We start from the raw sequence: 1,003 nt of genomic DNA on the forward strand, positions 1-1,003 counted from the left end.
GCCTGGATCGAGCTGGACGGGCGGTCCGGCACGGTCCGCGTCCTCGGCGCCCCGGCGGGCGCCGCCGCCGGCTGACCCCGGTACCGCCCGAGAACCCCGCGAAGAAGGAGGAGTCGGCACGTGGAAGAAGGAGCGTTCGGCCGGGCCGCGCAGGAGCGGGCGGCCGCCGAGGTCGAGGCGGAGATCGGCCGGCTGTGCGAGCGGCTCGCCGAGGGCCTGGCGATGGGCCTGGACGAGGGCCGCGAGATGGTCGGCGGCGCGATGGCGGAGTTCCTGGTGGACTTCTTCGAGGTCGTCCGCGCCAAGGGCTCGCGCCCCGGGATGCGGGGGATGGTCGCGCTGCCGATGCTCGTCCACGGCGCGGAGACCGGCGACCCGGCGCCCGCCCGGCCGCTCGCCGTCGTCCACCTGCTGTGGTGGGCCGCCGCCCGCTACCTCGACGACCTCACCGACGCGCCCGGCGCCCCGGCGGCCGGCGACACCGCGGTCGCCAAGCGGGTGCTGACGGCGCTGGCGGTCGGCGGCCATCTGCCCGCCCGGCTCGTCGCCGGCCTGCCGGTGCCCGACGCCGTCCGCTGCGGGCTCGCCGACGAGGTGTCGCGCGCCTGGCTGGACGCGGTGGACGGGCAGCTGCGCGACCTCACCGAGCGCCCGTCCGCCGCCACGCCCGCGTCGGTGCTGCGCGCCTACGCGGGCAAGACCGGCGCGCCGTACGCGATGGCGGCGGCGTCCGCGGCCCGGCTCGCCGGCGCGGGACCCGGCCGGGCCGGCGGCTGGCGCGCGTTCGGCCGCCGGCTCGGCGTCCTCCGCCAGCTCGTCAACGACCAGCGCGACCTGGCGTCGGGGCGGCACGAGGACCTCGCCAACGGCACCGCCACGTACCTGCTCGCGCACCTGCTGTCCGCGCTGCCGGCCGCGCGGCGGCGCGGGGCCCTCGCGCGGCACGCCGGCGCCCGCCCCTCGGCGGGCGCGCGCGCCGCGCGGGCCGCCGGGCGGCTCGACG

Annotated in this window: 1 protein-coding gene; it reads left to right on the forward strand. The window is 80.5% G+C overall.

Translation table 11 applies throughout. The features are described from left to right. Positions 1-120: 120 nt before the first annotated feature. On the forward strand, positions 121-1,003 hold an 883-nt coding region (locus ABZ914_RS51890; RefSeq protein WP_500201891.1), incomplete at its 3' end, for a polyprenyl synthetase family protein.

This window comes from Spirillospora sp. NPDC046719 (assembly GCF_040645715.1).
Lineage (GTDB): Bacteria > Actinomycetota > Actinomycetes > Streptosporangiales > Streptosporangiaceae > Spirillospora.